Here is a 1,306-nt window from a genome sequence, read left to right as displayed (position 1 = left end):
AATCAAAATCTTGATAGCTCATGGTATTGACTGTATGCATTGTTCCATAACCCCCTTTTGCTTTATGAAAAATTAGAATATATATAAGGGCTATATCTAATAATATGAATCTTCATTCAGCGGGGGAGGCCCACAGAAAGTGACGATCTTCGTCTGCGTTCCCATCCCCCCATTGGTCCGTTTTCACAGCGCTTTCATTTGTGCAAACGGGAACATTTATAATTTCACTTTTAAATCTAATTAAACGATCAATTATGCAAATGTAGGTTCTGGCAATCTATGTGCTACATAAACCGCTGTACCATCGCTCTCACCATGGAACGTCACCGTTGTACCAGGGTTGATGATCACAACATCGCCTGCTTCTGCTGTAAAACTATTTCCTTGGTCATCGCTTAAAACAAATTTACCAGTGACAACTGTTTTCATTTCTAAGAAATCATATTTAAAATCGAAACCTTTGTCAGCTTCTTGCATTGCATATAATCCTACTGTTGCTGCATTTTCGTTTGCCGTAATCGGAATATCAATGATTTGGCTTTTCACTTCTGGAATACCTAATATTGTATTCAATTCTTTCATGTCATAGCTTCCAACTTTAATTAATTGCAAACCTGGTTTTTGACTTAAGTACGTATAGTTATCTTTCGTTGCTGCTCTGCTCATTTTTACCACTCCAATAATTTTATTTTTTTCTTACTGCCTATTCATGTAGAACAAACGATTATGTCCGGTTTACATAAATGGTTTTTCAGGGATACGGTGAGCCGTGTAAAAAGCTTCTCCATCACTTTCAGCATCAAAAATAACCGGTACATTCGGCGTGAAGATGACAACATCTCCTGCTTCCGCTACATATTTGTTTCCTTGCGCATCACGTAAGACAAATTTACCTTTGATCACGAATTTCACTTCTAAAAATTCATACACGAACTCAAACTCTTCACCTGGCTGCATATCGAAGTAGCCCATCGTAATCGCATTTTCTTTTGAGGTAACTGGAACATCAATGATTTGGCTTTTTAGTGCCGGAATTCCTAGAATGCTATCCAGTTCTTTCTTCTGGAAAGTACCTGCTTTAATAATTTGGATGCTTGGTTCTTTACTTAAATAATTGTAGTTTGTTGATTCAGTTGTTGATTGGCTCATATTTAACACTCCTATACGTTTACTTTTTTATTATTCATAAAATTCAGTATTTAAAATTCGCATCGAACACAATCTTCACTTTTATGTATTACAAAAATGAAGACTCTGGCAAGCGATGTGCTGTATAAAAAGCGTCTCCGTCACTTTCGCCGTCAAA

General features: G+C 36.6%; 2 protein-coding genes. Both read right to left on the bottom strand.

What is annotated here, in order from left to right:
- Nucleotides 1–252: 252 nt before the first annotated feature.
- A complete protein-coding gene (locus BLL40_RS16715; protein ID WP_073712973.1) occupies nucleotides 253–666 on the bottom strand; it encodes a cupin domain-containing protein in 414 nt (137 codons plus the stop codon).
- A 69-nt stretch (nucleotides 667–735) separates the two neighbouring features.
- On the bottom strand, nucleotides 736–1,149 hold the full coding sequence (locus BLL40_RS16710) for a cupin domain-containing protein (protein WP_073712972.1): 414 nt from the start codon (nucleotides 1,147–1,149) through the stop codon (nucleotides 736–738).
- Nucleotides 1,150–1,306 lie beyond the last annotated feature (157 nt).

Origin of the sequence: Domibacillus mangrovi (assembly GCF_001906925.1) — a bacterium.
Taxonomy (GTDB): Bacteria; Bacillota; Bacilli; order Bacillales; family Domibacillaceae; genus Domibacillus; species Domibacillus mangrovi.
Note: the sequence above shows the minus strand (reverse complement) of the source record. Positions and strands in the feature narration are given on the sequence as shown.